Origin of the sequence: Actinomyces gaoshouyii (assembly GCF_002076915.1) — a bacterium.
GTDB classification, from domain to species: domain Bacteria; phylum Actinomycetota; class Actinomycetes; order Actinomycetales; family Actinomycetaceae; genus Actinomyces; species Actinomyces gaoshouyii.
This window is the reverse complement of record NZ_CP020468.1, coordinates 2187539-2204428: the sequence shown is the minus strand read 5'-3', so window position 1 is coordinate 2204428 and position 16890 is coordinate 2187539. Positions and strand designations below refer to the sequence as shown.

At 68.7% G+C, this 16890-nt stretch carries 15 protein-coding genes; 3 read left to right on the top strand and 12 right to left on the bottom strand.

The window, feature by feature from the left end:
- The first annotated feature begins 36 nt into the window (after positions 1–36).
- Complete coding sequence (locus B6G06_RS10130; protein WP_125898923.1) at positions 37–555, top strand: hypothetical protein; 519 nt, start codon at positions 37–39, stop codon at positions 553–555.
- Positions 556–582: 27 nt separating this feature from the next.
- On the opposite strand, the gene B6G06_RS09335 is transcribed toward B6G06_RS10130, so the two are convergent.
- Together B6G06_RS09335 and B6G06_RS10285 are read right to left on the bottom strand one after the other, a co-directional pair.
- A complete protein-coding gene (locus B6G06_RS09335) occupies positions 583–1710 on the bottom strand; it encodes an XRE family transcriptional regulator (protein ID WP_164505221.1) in 1128 nt (375 codons plus the stop codon).
- Complete coding sequence (locus B6G06_RS10285) at positions 1697–2323, bottom strand: hypothetical protein (protein WP_164505220.1); 627 nt, start codon at positions 2321–2323, stop codon at positions 1697–1699. The genes B6G06_RS09335 and B6G06_RS10285 overlap by 14 nt, the downstream gene beginning before the upstream one ends.
- 253 nt (positions 2324–2576) lie before the next feature.
- Between B6G06_RS10285 and B6G06_RS09330 the strand changes: the two genes are divergently transcribed.
- Positions 2577–2855, top strand: a complete 279-nt coding sequence (locus B6G06_RS09330; protein ID WP_081171990.1) for a hypothetical protein — start codon at positions 2577–2579, stop codon at positions 2853–2855.
- A 306-nt stretch (positions 2856–3161) separates the two neighbouring features.
- Complete coding sequence (locus tag B6G06_RS09325; RefSeq protein ID WP_081171989.1) at positions 3162–4115, top strand: hypothetical protein; 954 nt, start codon at positions 3162–3164, stop codon at positions 4113–4115.
- An 85-nt stretch (positions 4116–4200) separates the two neighbouring features.
- Here B6G06_RS09325 and B6G06_RS09320 read toward each other — a convergent pair whose 3' ends face one another.
- The 10 genes from B6G06_RS09320 to B6G06_RS09280 all read right to left on the bottom strand — a co-directional run bounded on the left by B6G06_RS09320 (position 4201) and on the right by B6G06_RS09280 (position 16694).
- Entirely contained in the window at positions 4201–4383 is a 183-nt protein-coding gene (locus tag B6G06_RS09320) for a hypothetical protein (protein ID WP_081171988.1), read from the bottom strand.
- 90 nt (positions 4384–4473) lie between these two features.
- Positions 4474–5085, bottom strand: coding sequence for a hypothetical protein (locus B6G06_RS09315; RefSeq protein WP_081171987.1), 612 nt, complete (start codon positions 5083–5085; stop codon positions 4474–4476).
- Positions 5086–5100: 15 nt separating this feature from the next.
- Complete coding sequence (locus B6G06_RS09310) at positions 5101–7593, bottom strand: NlpC/P60 family protein (protein WP_081171986.1); 2493 nt, start codon at positions 7591–7593, stop codon at positions 5101–5103.
- A 33-nt stretch (positions 7594–7626) separates the two neighbouring features.
- Entirely contained in the window at positions 7627–8562 is a 936-nt protein-coding gene (locus tag B6G06_RS09305) for a hypothetical protein (RefSeq protein WP_125898922.1), read from the bottom strand.
- A 257-nt stretch (positions 8563–8819) separates the two neighbouring features.
- Positions 8820–9656: a hypothetical protein gene (locus B6G06_RS09300; RefSeq protein WP_081171984.1), complete on the bottom strand. Its 837-nt coding sequence runs from the start codon at positions 9654–9656 to the stop codon at positions 8820–8822.
- Between the two features lie 96 nt (positions 9657–9752).
- Positions 9753–12566 carry an FtsK/SpoIIIE domain-containing protein gene (locus B6G06_RS09295; RefSeq protein WP_125898921.1) on the bottom strand — a complete coding sequence of 938 codons (2814 nt, stop codon included), beginning with the start codon at positions 12564–12566 and terminating at the stop codon, positions 9753–9755.
- A 737-nt stretch (positions 12567–13303) separates the two neighbouring features.
- Entirely contained in the window at positions 13304–13888 is a 585-nt protein-coding gene (locus B6G06_RS09290) for a nuclease-related domain-containing protein (protein ID WP_081171982.1), read from the bottom strand.
- Positions 13885–14016: a hypothetical protein gene (locus B6G06_RS10655; protein WP_276205793.1), complete on the bottom strand. Its 132-nt coding sequence runs from the start codon at positions 14014–14016 to the stop codon at positions 13885–13887. The genes B6G06_RS09290 and B6G06_RS10655 overlap by 4 nt, the downstream gene beginning before the upstream one ends.
- Before the next feature lie 81 nt (positions 14017–14097).
- Positions 14098–15324 (bottom strand): hypothetical protein, encoded by a 1227-nt coding sequence (locus B6G06_RS09285; RefSeq protein ID WP_081171981.1) that lies wholly within the window; start codon positions 15322–15324, stop codon positions 14098–14100.
- A 59-nt stretch (positions 15325–15383) separates the two neighbouring features.
- Positions 15384–16694 carry a type IV secretory system conjugative DNA transfer family protein gene (locus B6G06_RS09280; RefSeq protein ID WP_125898920.1) on the bottom strand — a complete coding sequence of 437 codons (1311 nt, stop codon included), beginning with the start codon at positions 16692–16694 and terminating at the stop codon, positions 15384–15386.
- Positions 16695–16890: the final 196 nt, after the last annotated feature.

Below are 16890 nucleotides of genomic sequence, written 5' to 3'. Positions count from 1 at the left end.
CTCGTAGTCGTCCTGCTTGTCGCTGGGGAGGTTGTCATGAGGTGTGCTGCTGCTGTTTTCGCTGCTGCGCTACTGGCGGTGGGGTTGGTTACGGCCTGCGCTGGTGGTGAGTCGCCGGCGGCGGATGCGACGGGTCCGGTGGAGGCCACGGACGTGCAGGCGTCACCCGAGTCGCTCATCCTTGAGCTCATCCGCCTGCGCGAGGAAGGCCGGCCCGAGGACGCCGCCCGCTACTTCATCAGCAATGATGCCTATCGTGATTGGAATGACACCCAGGATCTGACCGAGGTTGACGCAAGTATCTTGTGCTCCAGCGATAATGTTACTTGCGATTATGTCTATGGGGACTACTTGAGTGGTGAGGAATGTTCTGGGACAACTTCTCAGCAGGTTCGAGAAAACGGCATCGTTGACCATGAGGGAAACTCGATTCCCGAGGGTAGACTCCTCGTTAATGCCTACGTCGCTGATGCAGCCGCCGACCGTGGTTTCGACACAGGTTGCGGCTTCGGTATGACTCAGATCGGTGGCAGTTGGTGGATTGCCCACGGCTGACCTGCTCCCTGGGGAGGTTGCGAGGGCTCAGTACCGGTTCGAGGGTCGTCTGCTGTGCAGTGTCACGACGTTGCTGAAAGACGTACTCGGAGGGGGCGCTTCTTTGAGGTGGGCCCACTTGGTGACCAGAAAGTAGGCAACTCCTGTGTCCTCGCTGGCAGCACGGCTCGTGTTCACGGGCCAGGCTCGCTGTAACGACTGTGTCAACAGGACGGGCTTCTCCATCGGGACGTCTACCGGCTCGTTGGAGCGCCACCCCCGTGAATTCAGTTGGACCGTGAGGGAACGATACCGGTCGGACCCGATGACGCCGAGCTCCTTGGCCCGATGAAGAATCGCGCCGACGGACACACCGTAGAGTGCCTTGACGCGTAGGTACTGCTGCAGAGTGGTCTCCGGTGTGATGTGGCGACGTATCCCGTCTTCAGGCAGCAGGAGCGCTCCAGCGAACCGGAACGCTCTGCGCTCCTCCATGTCGCGCGCACTGGGCGGTGTGGCCAGGTCGTCGTCGAAGACGATGTGCCCGAGTTCATGTGCCAAAGTCATGCGAGCGACTGCACCCGGCTGGGCGGCGACCGTCGCGATCAGGGGGCGGTCTTCGTGCCGCGAAGGGCGACTCACGCCAGAGTGGGTGTCGTCATCGCCAGCATCAGGGTCGAGGCCGTTGACGACTGCGACTCCGTGCCGCTCCGCCAGTCGCGTGAGGTTGAGGACGGGATCCTCACTTCCCAGGCCCTCACTGTCCCGAAGCGCCTGTGCGGTCAGCTCGATATCCCCGTCGTAGGCGTCCGGATCCGGTAGGTCGCGCGTGAAGTAGCCAGAGCGCTCAGATGCCGAGTGCCACAACCGACTCGCCTCGGTCAGAAGCGCGCTGACACGCCGATCCTCACGCACTCTGCTCGTTGAGCGCTTACGGAAGGTCGCAGCGGCAAAATCCTGGAGCCTTGGCTCAACCGAGAAAAATGACAGTGGGAGCTGGTATCGGCGCATAGCTCTCTCCACAACCCGCGCCGGAACGGGGACGGTGCCCTTAATGAGCTTGGACAAGTATCCTTGAGATACCCCGAGCTCCTCGGCGAGCCTCGTGACAGTAAGACACTCGATGTCGGCGAGGGCTCGGAGGCGATGGCCAAGAAACACCTCAGAAGATGCCATCGCGAATAGCGTCGATAGCGTCGATACGGGCGTAGAGATCTTCCTCGGACGGGTCTCCGACGAAGTGTCGGTAGTCATCGAGACCCGCTTCGGGCTGAAGCCTGATAGACAGATCCACATCAACGGTAGGGCCGTTGTCCCCTGCTGACTTAGGGTGAGCGACCCGCATAGCGAAGCCATCAAGGCCCGCTTCGGTGATGAGGCTTGGTGACCAAAGAAGTAGAAGCTCGCTCTGCCTGTCAACGTCGAACAGCGGTGCCGCCCATTGAGTGCGGCGAGCCTGGTTGTGACCAGCTGCTGGTGCGCGTCGTGCGCCTGGCTTCTCCTTGAGGTATCGCAGCAGGAAGCTCGGGTGCTCGAGGGTAACCTTCGTGCCGGTCTCGGTGACGGTCCAGCCATTTGGCAGGCCGATGTCGCGCAGGCCGGCGACGAACAGGGACCTGGTAATGAACGCGTTGGCGACGGTGGCGTTGTTGCCGGTGAGACCGGCGCAGCGTGTATGGGCCTCGACGATGGCGTTGGACTGCGCCTCCCACAGGGCGGGTGTGAGGTCGGCTGCGGCCTGACACACCCTCTCAACCATGTGATGGGCAGGCATAATATTCATCGTCATCACACCTGGAATAGTATGCCCGGTTGTGACACATGGCAAGTGTGCCCCCAGCTGCGCCGAGGACCTGGCCCTTGAGGTGCAGGTTGCTCCGCCCTCAGAGCCGCTCGATCCGCTAGCGCCTCCACATGAAGGGCCCGTGTCAGGAGCCGCTCCACCGTCTCACAGGCCACCGAGCAACACGCTGCTCATCCTCCGTCCACTACTGGCTGTGAGGCCTAGCCGCTGGGGTCTCATAGCCAGGAAGGACCAGCCCATGACCGCGTACGTCCCACCGACCCGCTACCGCGCCAAGGATGGCCACATCTACCAGGTCGAACGGCTCCCGATGGTCGGCTCAACCGGCCAGCAGACGAGTATCTGCGAGGGGCGCCGCCTGTGCGACAACGCCCAGGGGTACTTCGACCCCCTGTGGACCGCCTACAACCTCGGCGACCAGGAGCACGCCGAGGTACTTCGGCTCGCAGCCGGCCGCACAGGTTGCCTGAACTGCGCGGACCTGTTCGCTCTGACCCCCGCACACGCCCGCCCGTGAGCCGGCCGCCACGATGGCGATCCCGGCCCGGCGCTGACGGCCGTCTACCCCTCGACGACGACATCGAGAAGGTCAGGCCGCTCGCTGGGTGACAGTCCGGATATGGGCGACCACGACCGCCCAGGTGGGGCTGACCGACAGATACGTCGGTCAGCCCCACCCGTGTTCAGGGCGTATCCCGGGGCGCGTAGGAGACGGTCACGTCGTGTTGCGAGATGATCTCGAAGGGCTCGGTTCGTCGGCGAACGTCAAGGGCCAGCAGGAGCATGGCCGTGTCGAGCGAGCACGTCTCCCAGAAAGGCCCCCATGCCGATCAACCGCGACCCCCTCTCCGCGCCGATGGCGGACCTGCGACGCCTGTCCCTACTCGCCGAGCTCGCACGAACCAGTAGCGCGGGGGAGGATGTCGATCCCGACGCGGCCGCGAAGGCTCTCGAACCCGTGTTCAGCGGACTACCGACCTGCCTGGACGAGGACATCACCGCACTGCACGAGGAAAAGTTGATCACCCGCGACCTGAGCATCGCTGGAACCAGGAACGTGACCGTGCTGAATCCTGGGCGCGAGCTGGCCGAGCGCCTCAAGACATCGGTCGACAGCAACCAGCACGCGCTCACCGCCGTGGTGGCAGCCATGGTCCTGTACTACATGCACTCCCACAAGGACCGGGCGAGCTCAATGACGACGGAGTCTCTCCGGGACGCCGGGATCACCGTCTTCGGCATGCCCCTGCCCGACCGCTGCGTCGAGGAAGCGCTCAAGGAGCTGTATGACCTGGATCTGATCGACGGCACGAAGGGGCATCAAGGAGGGCTCGTCATCCCGTCCCGCGTCACCTCCAAGGGGCGAGCCGTCCTTCGCAAGGGAGACCCGATCCTGGTTCCCGAAGAGAGTCGTGCTTGGGCGCCCTCGGTGTTCAACACGACCATCAACGGTGGGGTCCAGGCGCAGAACGTCGCCGTCGCCTCCCAGGGCGACGTCTACCAGGAGGTCACGACCATCAACGTGGACCAGGCCATGGCCGGCCTGCGTATCGCCGTCAACGACCTGTACGCGGCCCTGGAGGGGCAGGAGGACTTGCAGGACAAGATCGAGGAGCTGCTCGAGCAGCTCGACGAGGCGGAGGACCAGGAGAGCAAGTCCCGCATAGCGCGCGCCCTGTCAGGTCTGTACCGTCTGGCTCTGAAGGCCGCCGACAAGGGCGTCGACCAGGCAGTGACCACGGCGGTCACCGAGGCCGCGACACGGCTCATGGGCTAGCTCCGCGACCTCGACGGCTGACGGACACGGGGGAGTGGGGGCGTCCCACACCGGGTTGATGTGACGCCCCCACTCCCTTGACCTCTCAGGACTCGCCGTCACTCGTACTCCCGAGGCCGAGGAGCTCGGCCTCCCAGTCGGGCATCTCCTTCAGGTCGATGCGCCCCAGCACCCGCGCGGCTACCCAGGACGCCCCGTTGTCCCACTGGGAGTCGGGGTCGACATAGCCGCCGGCCGTGTTGGGTGCGGGCGAGGCGACGGTGGTCATGGTGGAGGTCTTTCTGCCTTCGAGGGGACGACTTCCCCCGGTTCACCTCCAGTGGTGGGCGGACGCGCGGACCGATGCTTCAGCGGCGTGTCAGTCGAAGCTGCCGAGCTCCTCACTGGTCCAGATCCCGTCGATCAGCCCCGTGCTCTCGTCGAGGGTGAGGTACCAGGCGAGTGTGCCCGGTCCACCGGCTGTCATGTGCACTCGGGCCGCTTGCGTGACCTCACTGTCGTCGGGTGGGGCGTCCCACCCGAACGTGACCACGGTCAGCATCGTGACGCCGTTGACCTCGGAGCGCTCGGACCTCTCAAGCTCGTCGAGGGTGACAGCGTGGTGGACGGTACCGAAGCGAGCCAGAGTCCGGTCGTTCGCCTCCCGGCCAGCGGCGATGATCTGCTCGGCCTGCGTGACCGCCTCACCGGTCAGGTACTGGGCGACGTCCACCTCCGACTGGTTGCCCGTGGCCAGGGCGACAGCAACAGTGCGTGCCGGGGCCATGTCGACGTTGGTCTCGACGACCGTCGGCGACGTCGCACTGGCGGATACCGTCGGTGTCATCGCCGTAGTGGGCTCGGTGCCAGCAGCGCGGCCTCCGGGCACCTGAGAGGGCTGCGTGTCCTCACCGCATCCTGCGAGCACGAGTGCGACGGCCGTGAGCGATACGGTGTTCAGGAGACCGCGTCGGCCTACCAGTGTGGTCATGATCGATCCCTTCCTTCAGTTCGTGAGCCGGCGGAAGTAGTAGTCCCCGTACAGGGGGACGGCGGCGATCCCGTCGGAGTAGCTCTGGGCGCCGACGATGCCGCCGTTGCCGTCGTAGATGGCAACGTGGTGGGCGGGAGATCCCCAGCAGACGATGTCGCCGGCCTGTGCCTGAGAGGCGTCCACAGGCGTGCCCGCCCGGCACTGCTCCTGAGCCGTTCGCGGCAGGGACACACCCACCGACGCGAAGGACGCCTGGACCAGGCCGGAGCAGTCGTAGCCCGTCGGCCCGTTACCGCCCCACACGTAGGGTCCGCCCACCTTCGTCCGGGCGAAGTCGAGTGCGCCCGAGCTCGAGCCCCCCGACGCGCCGGAGCTGACGGCGCCGGTGGCCAGGTCCACCCCGTGGGCGGCGAACGTCTCGACGGGGTTGGTGCACCGGTCCGCCCACGAGGCGTCGAAGGCACACCACTGGTTCTCACCGATCTTGTTCAGGGGACTGGTCTCGACGTGCAGGTGGGCACCTGTACCGATGCCGGTGTTGCCGAGCTTGGCGATCACCTGCCCTGCGGTGACCCCCTCTCCCTCGTTCGCGGTCCAGGACCCGGCGACAATGTGCAGGTAGCGGATGCGCCACCCGTTGGTGGTGTCGTAGTTGATCTGGCACAGTCCCGAGGAGTCGCAGCCTGCGTGGGTGACCGTCCCGTCGGCGACAGCGACGAGGTCGGTGCCGATGGGCAGTCCTGCGATGTCGGTGCCCCAGTGGGGGCGCGTGTAGCCCAGGACGGGGTGCATACGGGCCGGGTCCCAGTCGGAGGTGATGGTCCCCACCGACACGATCGGGTACAGCCAACCGGCTCCGGTAACCGCCTGGGTGCACCCGGGTGTTGCCGCGCCACCGACGACCCCTCCGGCGAGCTGGCGGGCAGCCTCCTCCCACTGGGCGTAGGCGTCGGGGAACGCGCTGGCCTGCACAGCCTGCGCCATCTGACCGAGACCGGCACCTGGGTGAGAGTCCATCCATGCCACGAGGCGGGCGAAGAACAGGTCGGCACTGGTCGAGGCGTCCATGCGCTCCGCTGTCGACCCCCATGAGTCCCGCTGCTGGAACAGCCCTACGGAGTCGTGGTCGGAGCCGACAGCGTCGTGAGGCAGTGCCAGGGACTCCGGGTTGGCCGAGTTGGCGTACATGTTCAGCCGGGACTCCTGGAGCACGACCATGAGGGCGACGACGATCCCGTCGTCGCTGGCGCCCGCCCGTCGGCCAGCGTCGATCACCGCCGAGACGTACCCGGCCCGGGCGGGGGTGATCTCGATCGTTTCCCCCGTGGTTGAGGAGGCTACGGACGACACGGACGAGGAAGCGGACGCGGTGGACCGGGTGGTGCACGTGCCGGTCGTGGAGCCCAGGCGCCATGCCAGCGCCCGGCTGTAGACCTCATCCGCCTGCTCACGAGTCAGGCCGACCGGTTCCGCTGTGGGCTCGTCGGAGCAGTCAGAGCCGGTGCTGGACGAGCAGGTCCACACGCGCACGTGAGAGGCCGCCGTCGGGTCCTCGACGTCTGGGCCGGCCTCCGGCTGGATCGGCTGCCAGCCTGAGACCGGATCCCATGACTGGCCGTCAGCCTCCAGGTACGAGACCCTGATCTCCTTGTGACGGGACACGATGGTCGTGGCCAGCGGAAGCGGCTGCTCCGTCGAGACCACCACCTGGTCGCCGTCGACGCTCACCGCGGAGGCGTCGAGGCCGTAGGTGGAGGTCGCCAGCGTGGTGATCATCTCCGAGGGCTCCCCTCCCAGCTCGTCGGGAGCTGCGAGAGCGTCCGCGTTCCCGCCCGCGGATCCCGCCCCGGCCTGTGGTGCGCCCAGCCCCTCACCCATCGCCATGAGGGCAGCCACCCAGGCCTCGCGCACGAGCCGAGCCTGGCGTGCGCCGTCCCCCTCGTCCGTCTGGAAGCCGTCGGGGCAGGCCTGCCCCTCGATGACGAGCACGTCGCCGCTGCACGCCATCGTTCCCGCCAGCATGTCCCAGCCGGCGTCCGCCGACGTGGCGTCCTTGGCCGCCTCGAGCGCGTCAGCAACCGTGCGCGCGTTTCCCACCACATCACCGTCAGCGGCCCTCCACGGTCCCCTGGTCGTGTCCACGAGCGCGAGTACCAGCTCGGCTGGCACACCTACCGACTCGGCGTACTCGGCGATCGCGACGGCGTCGTCACCCAGGCCGGACTCCTGAGCGGCACCCTCGAAGCCGCTGGTCGCCGACCCGTTCAGGGCGACGTTGTTGACGTGGGAGACGCCACTGGTGACGGTCGAACCACCGATCGTGCCGAACACGGCCAGCGCGACTATCAGGGCAGCCAGACCGGCCACCCCGACCGCCCTGCGGTTCCTCACCAGCGCCTTCACACCGGCCACGGCCGCGCCCTTGACGCCTCCCGTGACCCCACCCTTGATGATCTCCCGGGCTGCCCCAGGCTCCTGGCGCGAGTTCTCGTTGTCGTCCCTCATACCATCTCCTGTACGGCGCGACTGCAGCCGAGGTCAGGACGCCTCACGAGCCGCCCACGCCTGCCGCAGGAATGCCCGTACCTCGCCGACAGACCCACCCACCGTCTGCCCAGGTACCAGCACGAGTTCGGCCACGAGAGCGGGCAGGCGGCGCGCGTTTCGATCCGCCTCCTCACGCACGCGTTGGCGCTCGGCGTCGGTGATGTCGGTCCGGTGGTCGGAGACCGGCTCGGTCGCCTCGTCCCAGAAGACGTCAGCCAGCTCATCGAGTAGACGCGCCGGAGCCTGCCGTGCCGCTGAGGCCAGCGCTCGCCTGACCGCGTGACGCACCGCGGCCCGCGGTCGCGGCGCCAGCCGGACAACGTCCTCCACGAGTAGGGCGAGCAGGCGATCCGGCATCGCTGCAAGCCGTTGCCGGTCGGTGACGGTGGTGGCGTCCCACATGGCGACCATCGCCTCAGGGGCGACATGCGGGCCGCCCGGCCCGTCGTTGTCGACGCGGTCACAGAACTCGTCCAGGGAAATGCGAGCCAGCCGCGGGCACTGCATGATCAGACGGCGCACCATCTGGGTCTCCGCGGGGTCCTCCGGGCGCAGCAGCGGGGGGACCGTCCCGAGCGCGTCATGCACGACGCGAGCGATCACCTCCATGCGTCCGGCTCCCCGTCTGCGCGCCAGTGACGCCCGCACGGCTGCGGGATCCACCAGATCCGGGTCGCAGTTGGCCTCCGGTGGAGTGATGTAGGGCAGCCGGTCCATGGGGATGCCGTTCGTCGGGTCGGTCAACGCGTCGAGGCTGACGAGCTTGTCCGCGGGGATCACCGAGCGGCTCGTGGTCGCGGTGATCTCACGCTCGACCTGGTGCGCCACCGTCCTGCCCCAGGATCGGAGCCACCCGCAGAAGGAGGCACCGTCAGCGATGCGCCGTCGGTCCACGGTGTCCAGGTGGCCGGCGAGATGAAGGAACATCGTTGAGGCGAAGTCCTCGCGCTCGGCCCTGCTCGAAGGGTGCGTGCGTAGCCACCAGGCGGCCAGGGCCTCCGTTAGCCCTGACGCGATGAGCAGAGGTGTGAGACGGTCGGTGAGGCAGATGTCAGGGACCCCCGGGTCCGCGCACGTCTCGGTCGCCTGGAGGTCGACCTTGTCCTGTACGGACACGGGGGTCCCGGGAAACGAGCGGGGATGACTCACACGACCGGTAGTGCGCGGCACCCTCGCAAGCGGGCTCATGCGTCGATGCCGCCCGGGCTGAGGAAGACCTCTGTCAGCTCGTCCAGAGAGTCACTGCCGGCCTCTCTGAGCTGATCGAGGTGAGCCAGGGCCTGCGCGATCAGCCCGGCGTCGGACGGTGTGATGGCGAGCTGCTCCCACACCGCGGATGGCTTGCCCTGTCCGTCGACGGCTCCGATGACGCCCGCGGCGAGGGCGCCGGCGCGCACGGTCTCCAGGTTCTTGTCCCGGAGGGCCGCCGCCACCTTCGCCGCTGCGAGCGCGTCGGACGCGGCACGCAGATGGCCGACGAGGCCCTGCGCTGCCTCGATCGCCCACTGCGGGTCAGGCGAGAGCGGAGCCTCGAGCTCGTCCAGGACCGGGTCCTGGACCGCGCCGACCATCCAGGAGCGCACGTGGCCGGCATCCCTGTCGATGTCGGCGAGCACGTCGATCCACCTGCCGGTTGCGCGCTGGTACCAGCCGGCCGCGATGGCCTCGAGCAGGACCCGTGCCACCCACACGTCGCGTCCCTCGGTCTGGGACGTCCCGTCGGGAGAGATGAGCTCGAACCGGTTGAGGAGGCGCTTCGGCATCCACAGGAAGGGGTGACCGAGGATGTGGTTGTCCACGGGTACCACCCGTGCGTACTCAGGGGACAGGACGGGGACAGCGCACGACGCCCACAGGGGGCAGGCGACCGCGCGTGCGGGCAGACCAGTCGCCGCCATGAGACGCTGGTGGCACTGGGCGTTGCCGAGGACCTCCGTGTCCTGCCCACCCACCGCGGCCCACAGGTCGGGCATGAACAGCCCGACACCCGGCGAAGGGTCCAGGGCAATTGTGTGCTCCATGGGCACCTCCGGTAAGACCGGGCCCGCGATCCGGGCCCTCTCACCGGTGCAGATGCATACGAGATGTTCTTCCGGGCGCCACTGGGGCCGTGCCGGTCAGAGGTCGTCCAGGATGAGCTCGTCGAGGACCTCGACGTCGTTACCGGCGAGGTCGATCTCCGTGTAGGCCGACGCCTCCTGAGCAGGCATGAACGCCGCCACGTCCCAGTCGTCCTTGGTGCCGACCCCGCGCCGGCTCAGCGCCTGGGCGTACTCCTCCGCCGTGGCGTACCAGGTCTGCACCTCCACGGCCGGGTCGGTCGTGGCCTCCCACACGCCGCGGCCGATCGGCGCCTCAGTCAGGAGCGGGGCCGCCTCGGGCTGGCGCAGACCACTCAGCCGCTCACCCTGTGTCGGGGTGCCCAGCAGGAGACGACCGAGGTTGTTCTTCAGGTCGCCGCCGGGGATCGCCGCGATCGTGTCCGCCTTGAGCACCTGGGTGCCCAGCAGCAGGTGGACGCCGGAGGAGCGCGCCTCCCGGGCCACTCGACCCGCCAGCGACCCGATCGACGCCCTCTGGGCGTTCTCACGCTCCGCCCGCTCATACTCGGCGAGCACCTCTGGGTCCGTCGTCCTGGTCCGCCGCACGGGCTCGTGAAGCATCAGAGAAGTGAACTCGTCGACGGCGACCAGGACATGCGGTGGCCGCAGCTCGTCGGGGAGGTGATCGACGTCGGGAGCCCCGTGAGACGCCACGAGCCTCTTGCGGCGAGTCACCTCTGCCCAGACGGCTCTCATCATCGCGTCCGCCTCCGCGACACTGCCGCCGCCCATTCCACGCAGCCACGGGCGGAGCCCGGCGAAGTCGGCCCCACCCTTGACCGGGTCGATCACGAGCCCGTCCCAGCCGGCCCGCAGCGCGGCATACACCGCCGCCAGCAAGGCCACGGACTTGCCGGTACCTGTGATGCCCAGAACGAGAGCGTGCGGAGTGTCCTTGACCCTCCACGTCACAGGCCGCCCATCCACCCCCGTACCCCACGGAATGGACAGGGCGGAACCGGCGCGGTCAGCCCGCCCGACCAGCGCGTCGGCGCACTCGAAGTCGTACCGGGCGCGAACCGGGATCGGGTTGCGTGCCGCGGACATGAGCACGACCTTGGACGGGTCGTCCTGGGCAGCCACCTGGAGGAACCCGGCGCCCGTTGTCGAGGCCACCTTGCCCAGGCCATCCCTGACATCAGTGCCGCTGATACCGGCCGGCAGGCGGAACGTGTAGACGGTTACGGCCGCGTTGCCGTCGAGCGGGACCATGGACTCCATGCGCGGCACCTCACCCGCAGCCGTGAACACCTTGGCGGCAACCCAGGCCTGCTCGAAGTCGAGCTCGGCGACCGTGCGCTCGTACCCGGCCGCGACCTCGCACGCCACGGGGCGCGCTCCCACGAACAGATCCACCAGGTCCCCGTCGGCCCGCACACGGACCCAGTCGGCCCTCATGAGGGCCGCGATCCTGTCTACCCTCCTACGCAGGTCCGCCAGGCCCAGTCCGCCGTAGAGCCGGAGGCTCACACGCCAGATCCACGGCGCCCCGGTGGTCAGACACTCGGCGTCCACTGTCTGGGGCGCCTGGTCGTCCTTGAACACCGACCTGAACGCAGCATCGACCATGCCTGCCAGGACGAGAGTCGCACCATCTCGCGGATCGATACGGCTGAATGAGGGCGAGCTCGGCGCCAGATCAGCAGGGCTGGAGGCGACCGGATGCGTCGACCAGACCACCTCGAAGAACTTGTCGCTACGGGCGCCGGGAGCACTTGCCCCTTCTGTCGGCGGGATCGCGGTGACCAGGAGGAACGGTGCTTGCGGCATCGTGGTGCGCAGGCGCTGGCCGAGCCGCAGGTAGTCGCGTGCGATGTCCTTGCCCTGCGGGGAGGCGAAGGGCAACCGGTGAAGGGCGACTCCACCCGCGTCAAGTTCCTCCAACCATCCCGCCTGCGCGACCGGCGGCGTGTCACCCGCCTTTATGACCTCGCTGAAGTGCGATGTCCACTCGGCTGCGACTCGAAGATCCTCCACGTGATCGGCCATACCCGGATCGCGCCACCGCACCCCACCCTCGGTGCTGCCGAGGATGATCGCCGTGCCGTCCACGAGCGTGGGGGCGACCTGCCTCATCAGACCAGCCAGGCGGCTCGCCGACGAGGAGTCTCCGAGCTCGATCAGCCACACCCGGGGCCCGTCCACGGTGAGCAGCTCGAGCCCAGCCAGGGCAACCACGTCCTGGTGCAGGTAGTCGGCAGCCTGAGTCAGGAAGCACTCCAACCGCACCCGTACCACGTCCTCGTCGGCCTCGGCGACGTCGACCTGCGTGCCGGGGTCGCATACGGCGACACGGAAACGGGTCGGGTGGATCGATCCCGGGGCCCCTTCCTCCTGCACGGGAATGACCACTGCGGACAGGCCGGCGCCCACGCCGACGGCGAGGCGGTCACTTGCCCTGAGCATCTCGGCTGAGGACCTGCCCGGACTGTCGAACATGTCCACCGTGTAAGGGCCCACGACCTCGCGGCTGACGAACACAGGTGCCGGCTCGACCCTGGGCACACCGGCCCACCGGCCCGCCCACTGGAAAGCCGCCACCAGCCCCTGGTCCTCCACCTGCGCCACCTCGGCACCCGCGGCCAGGACCGCGGCCCGGAACAGCACGGGGTCAACCGTGCCCGGCTCGGGATCTCCCGCCCCGTTGACCGCCGGAGCAGGTATCACGCGCACATTCGCTCCGCCGCCGACTGCGGCCGCCAGCTGGGAGCTGGCCTTGACGTAGTAGGACAGGTCTCGCCCCGGCCGGGCCCTGAACGTGTCAACCGTCAGCGGCCCGTCGACCACTCGATCAACCAGCTCCGGGGGCTGATCCTCCTTGGGGACCATCGCCCACCGTGGCTCCCACTGACGTCGGGCGGTCTCCCGCAGCCGCCACGGCCGCCACGATCTCCTCCTGCAGGTCGCCCACACGCCGCATGCAGCACCCACGAGGCATGCTCCCGCGCAGGTGAGACCGGGGGAGGACACCCACCATCGCAGTGGCGCACACGCGGCGACACCGCACCCCACGCCGACGATCATCGACACCAGCACCACCACGAGCCGGCAGAGGGACGCGTCGGCCAGCAGCACGATCGGCGTTCCCGGGCCTGGCTCGCTTCCGCTGCGGGTGAGCCGCCACACCCGCTCGAGCCCCGACACCAGGAGGAATGCCGCCACCCCGTTCGCCCACGGACCCCACGACTCCAACCAGGGTGCCCATCCCGTGGGGATCACCTGGAGCGAGCCCGCGATGAGGGCAGCTCCCACGCCGGCGACCCCAGACGTCTGCACTGGCCACAGTCCCAGCGGCAGAGGTAGCGTCCGCAGCTTCCTGAGGCGAGCGTGGCGGGCCAGCGCCCGCTTCTCAGCAGGCGTAGCCGGGACGGGCCTGCGCCCTACCCCCGTACCTTGTCTCCCCGTCAGCACTGGCGCAGGGTGCACGGCACCAGCCACAGCGAGGCCGACGAGAGTCAACGTCAGGCCCGGCAGACGCACCCACAGCAGTGCCACGCCCCCAGCCGCGGCCAGGACTGACAGGACGAACGGCAGACGACTCGGCTGCTCCTGTCGCCTCCTCACGGTCACGTCCGCGTCCCCTCATTGGCCCGCACCCACTCGGTCACCTGCGCCACCAGGGTGGGGTCAGCGGCGCCTCCGCCAGCCAGGCGTCCCGCGACCCGTACCGCCCTGTGTGCCGCCGTGATCCGTCGCGCCCCCGGGTAACGGGCCAGCCCCAGGACGGCCCGGTCCGAGCCCGTCGACCAGACCGCGACAACCGCCCCAACCACAGGAATGCCGGCCTGACGCATCTGCCTCGCTGAGCGTTCCAGCGACGTCGACTCCCCCGGGGGGAAACGCTCAGGCAGGGCTCGCCCGTGCACCCACCGGTAGGTCCTCGACCCCACCGTCAGGTACACCCCAGGCTTCCACGCCTTGGTGTCAACCAGGACCACGCCTCGGGCGCCGACGAGCACGTGGTCGATATCCGCCGCCCCGCCCCGCACCCTCACGGAGTGGAACACGGTCAGGCCACGCTCAGCCCAGGCGTCCAGCAGCTCGGCCGTGTCCCCCTCCGCCCTTCGCCCACGCTCCTGCCCACCACGCCCGGCATCACCCGAGAACGAGGACAGGTTCTCCCCGGCCCTGCCGTAGACGGCCCCGCTCACAGCAGGTCACCGATCACCAGGCCGCCACCGGCCACGACAGTGGCGGCCATCACCGCTCCCGCAACCAATGCGCCAGTGCGGGACTCGAGGAAGGTACGGATGCTCTCCAGCAGATCTGTGTCGGTCATACCGGCTACTGGCAGCAGCCGACACGAGTCAGGGGCAGGCCACCGCCAGCCGGGAGCGCGCCCGCTCGCACGAGCCTTAGTTCAACGGCAGCCAGCGCGCTGCTCAGCACGTGACAGGCGACGGTGCGCGAAGGCACTGGCCGGGGTCCGTAGCAGCTCGGGGTAGTCCACCACCCCGAACCTCGTCGTTGCCCGCTCCAAGCCCACACCGTAGGGCGCCATCAGCGGCGCCATGGGATCGAGCTCGTCATGCCGCAACCACCACGGCACCCCAGCCAACAGCCCCGACGCGTCTACGGCCGCCGTCGACCCGCCACGACACTCCACGCTCAGCAGATCCACCGACTCCCAGGACCCACCCCGCCGGCACAGGGCGCTCAGGCCCCGAAAGCCGTCGGACACCTCACCATGCCGCGGAAACCAGTCAACCCACCGGGCAACCGCCATACGGTCAGCCACCGGGGAGGAGACCGGCCCCGGGTGAGCCCGCACCGCCGACGACACCGACCCCCGCGTACGCAACGACAGGTCAGTACGCGAGGCATCCACCGGGTCCGCCACCAGGAACAGCACGATCACACCCGCAGCAGGGTGAGCAGCCAGCAACCTCGCCCACCCCTCAGCCTTCCGGTCCAACGAAGGCCCCGCTGAAGCGGTCACCTCGACCGCGACCCGCACCCCATCAGCCCGCATGATCGTCGCGTCCGCACGCTTCGACCACGACACCGGACTACCACCAGCACCCGTACCGAACAGGTCATCAGCCCCCGACAGCATCTCCCCGGCCACGAACGGCACCCCCAACCACGTGGCTGCCCGCAGGCACAGCTCCGTCGTCAACGCGTTGTGCCTAGCCGACGCCGAAGCCTTCTCCCACGCGCGCCCTGCAGTCACCGCCAGGCGCAGCGGCCACGTCAGTTCAGCCAGGTGCGACCGCACCTCCGACTCCCGCCCCGCAGCCACCAACGTCGTCGGCCTCCAGGACCAGCCTCGCAACGACGCAACCTCAGGGGCGCCGACGTCTACCAGACCCGCACGCAGCAGGCACTTCGCGTCCCGAGTCAACGCCGCCAGCGGGTACCCGGTGACAGTGGCAGCCTGCTCCAACGTCAACGACCCCCACATCCGAGCCGCCGCCAACAGCGCACACCGACGCTGCGCCGACCCCGCGTTGCGCAACGGCCGCTCATCCGACGGCGTCATATCCACCGGAAGGCGCACCACCCCCGCCCGCACCGCCCCGCGGATCGACGGCGTCGTCAACCAGTCCGTGGTCGCACTCGCCCGCCACATGCCCTCGAAGAACATGTCTGCCCGCTCCGCAGGAGACACGACCCCCGCAGGCGCCTCCAACTGTGCGAACGCCGTCATACAGCACCCCGCACGCCGGCCACGAACCCCACAGGGTCACCCGTCACGTCCAACGTCGACATCGTGAACGCCGGCAGAGTCCGCCCCCCACTCTGCGTCGACACGACCGCGACCCACTGCGGCAGCGTCGCGATCTCACTGGGCTCCCACACCGTGCCGTCACGCCCCATCTGACGAGCCACCGCCTCGGCCGCCCCCAGATCATCCTGCCGCAGCGATACGAACGTCTGATACGACAGGAAGCTCGTCAACAACGCCGGGTCGACCGCACGAAGCTGCTCCAGGTACTGGGTCGCGAACCACGGAACCACCCCGTAGGACCGCCCATCGTCCTTCCACCACCTGGCCACGTCCGGCGCCCACCCCGCGAAGGACTTGAACTCGTCACACATCACCACCACCCGACGGCCGGCCTCATCCCACCCGTAGCAGGTGCGCTCCACCGCCGACTGCATCGTGTACCCCGCCATCGCCGTCAGCCAGCGCGTCATCGTCCCCGTCATCTGCCGGCTACCGTCACGAGCGGGCCCCGTCCCCAGCACCGTCACGTGGAAGCCTGCGATCGACTCATCCCACGTCACCGCATCACGCCCAACCGGCGCCAGGAAGTCTGCGGCCTCACGCAGCTGGTCGAACTTGTTCCGGGCCGCCTCCGTCAAAGTGCGCCGCGCCGCCGGCGTCACCTGCGGCCCCCAGATGATGCCCAGACCCGCATAGGCGCGCGCCGCCCACGACTCCTCACCCTCGCGCACAGCCTGATCGTGCAGACACGACGCCAGCGCCCGCCCGCTGTCCTCACCCATGCGCCCGGTCAGCACCGCACCGGCCCAGAACCACGACCGCTCAGGCAACGGCTCGACACCCTCACCCTCAGCGCGAGCCGCGTCGTACGCATCAAAAGCCTGCTCGTCAAGAACCAGGCCAGCCGCCACGACCGCCGAAATCACCTCCCGAGAACGCCCCATGATCGCCCCATCACCGAACGCCGCCGCCCACGTGTCCGCCACGAACGCGGCCCTCGTCAACGGGTCATCACCAGCACGCGCGAACATGTCCACCGCCACCGACCCCGGGTCAGCAACCTCCGCCACCAGCACCTCCTCGGCATGCCCGGCCGCACGCGCCACCCGCTCATACCCGGCCAACCCGTCCGGCTTCGTCTCCACCACCAAAGCAGCCGTCTGCGGACGCTCCTCCCGGTCAACCATCAGCCACCCGAACAACGCGCGCAGCAACTCCGACTTACCCGTACCCGGCGCACCCACAGCCGCCACCCCACCCCACAGGTGACGCACATCCAGACGCACCAGACGACCCGCCGAGTCCGTCCCCACCCACGGGCCCCGCACACCCAGAAGCGGCGGCGGCACCGTACGAGCCCTCGTCGACGTCGCCCCCGTCGCCGCCCCCGCCTGCGGCGCCACCAACGAGCACACCACCGGCGCACTCATCGGAATCACCAAACGCCCCACCGGCCACCCCGAACGATCAACCAACCTCCTA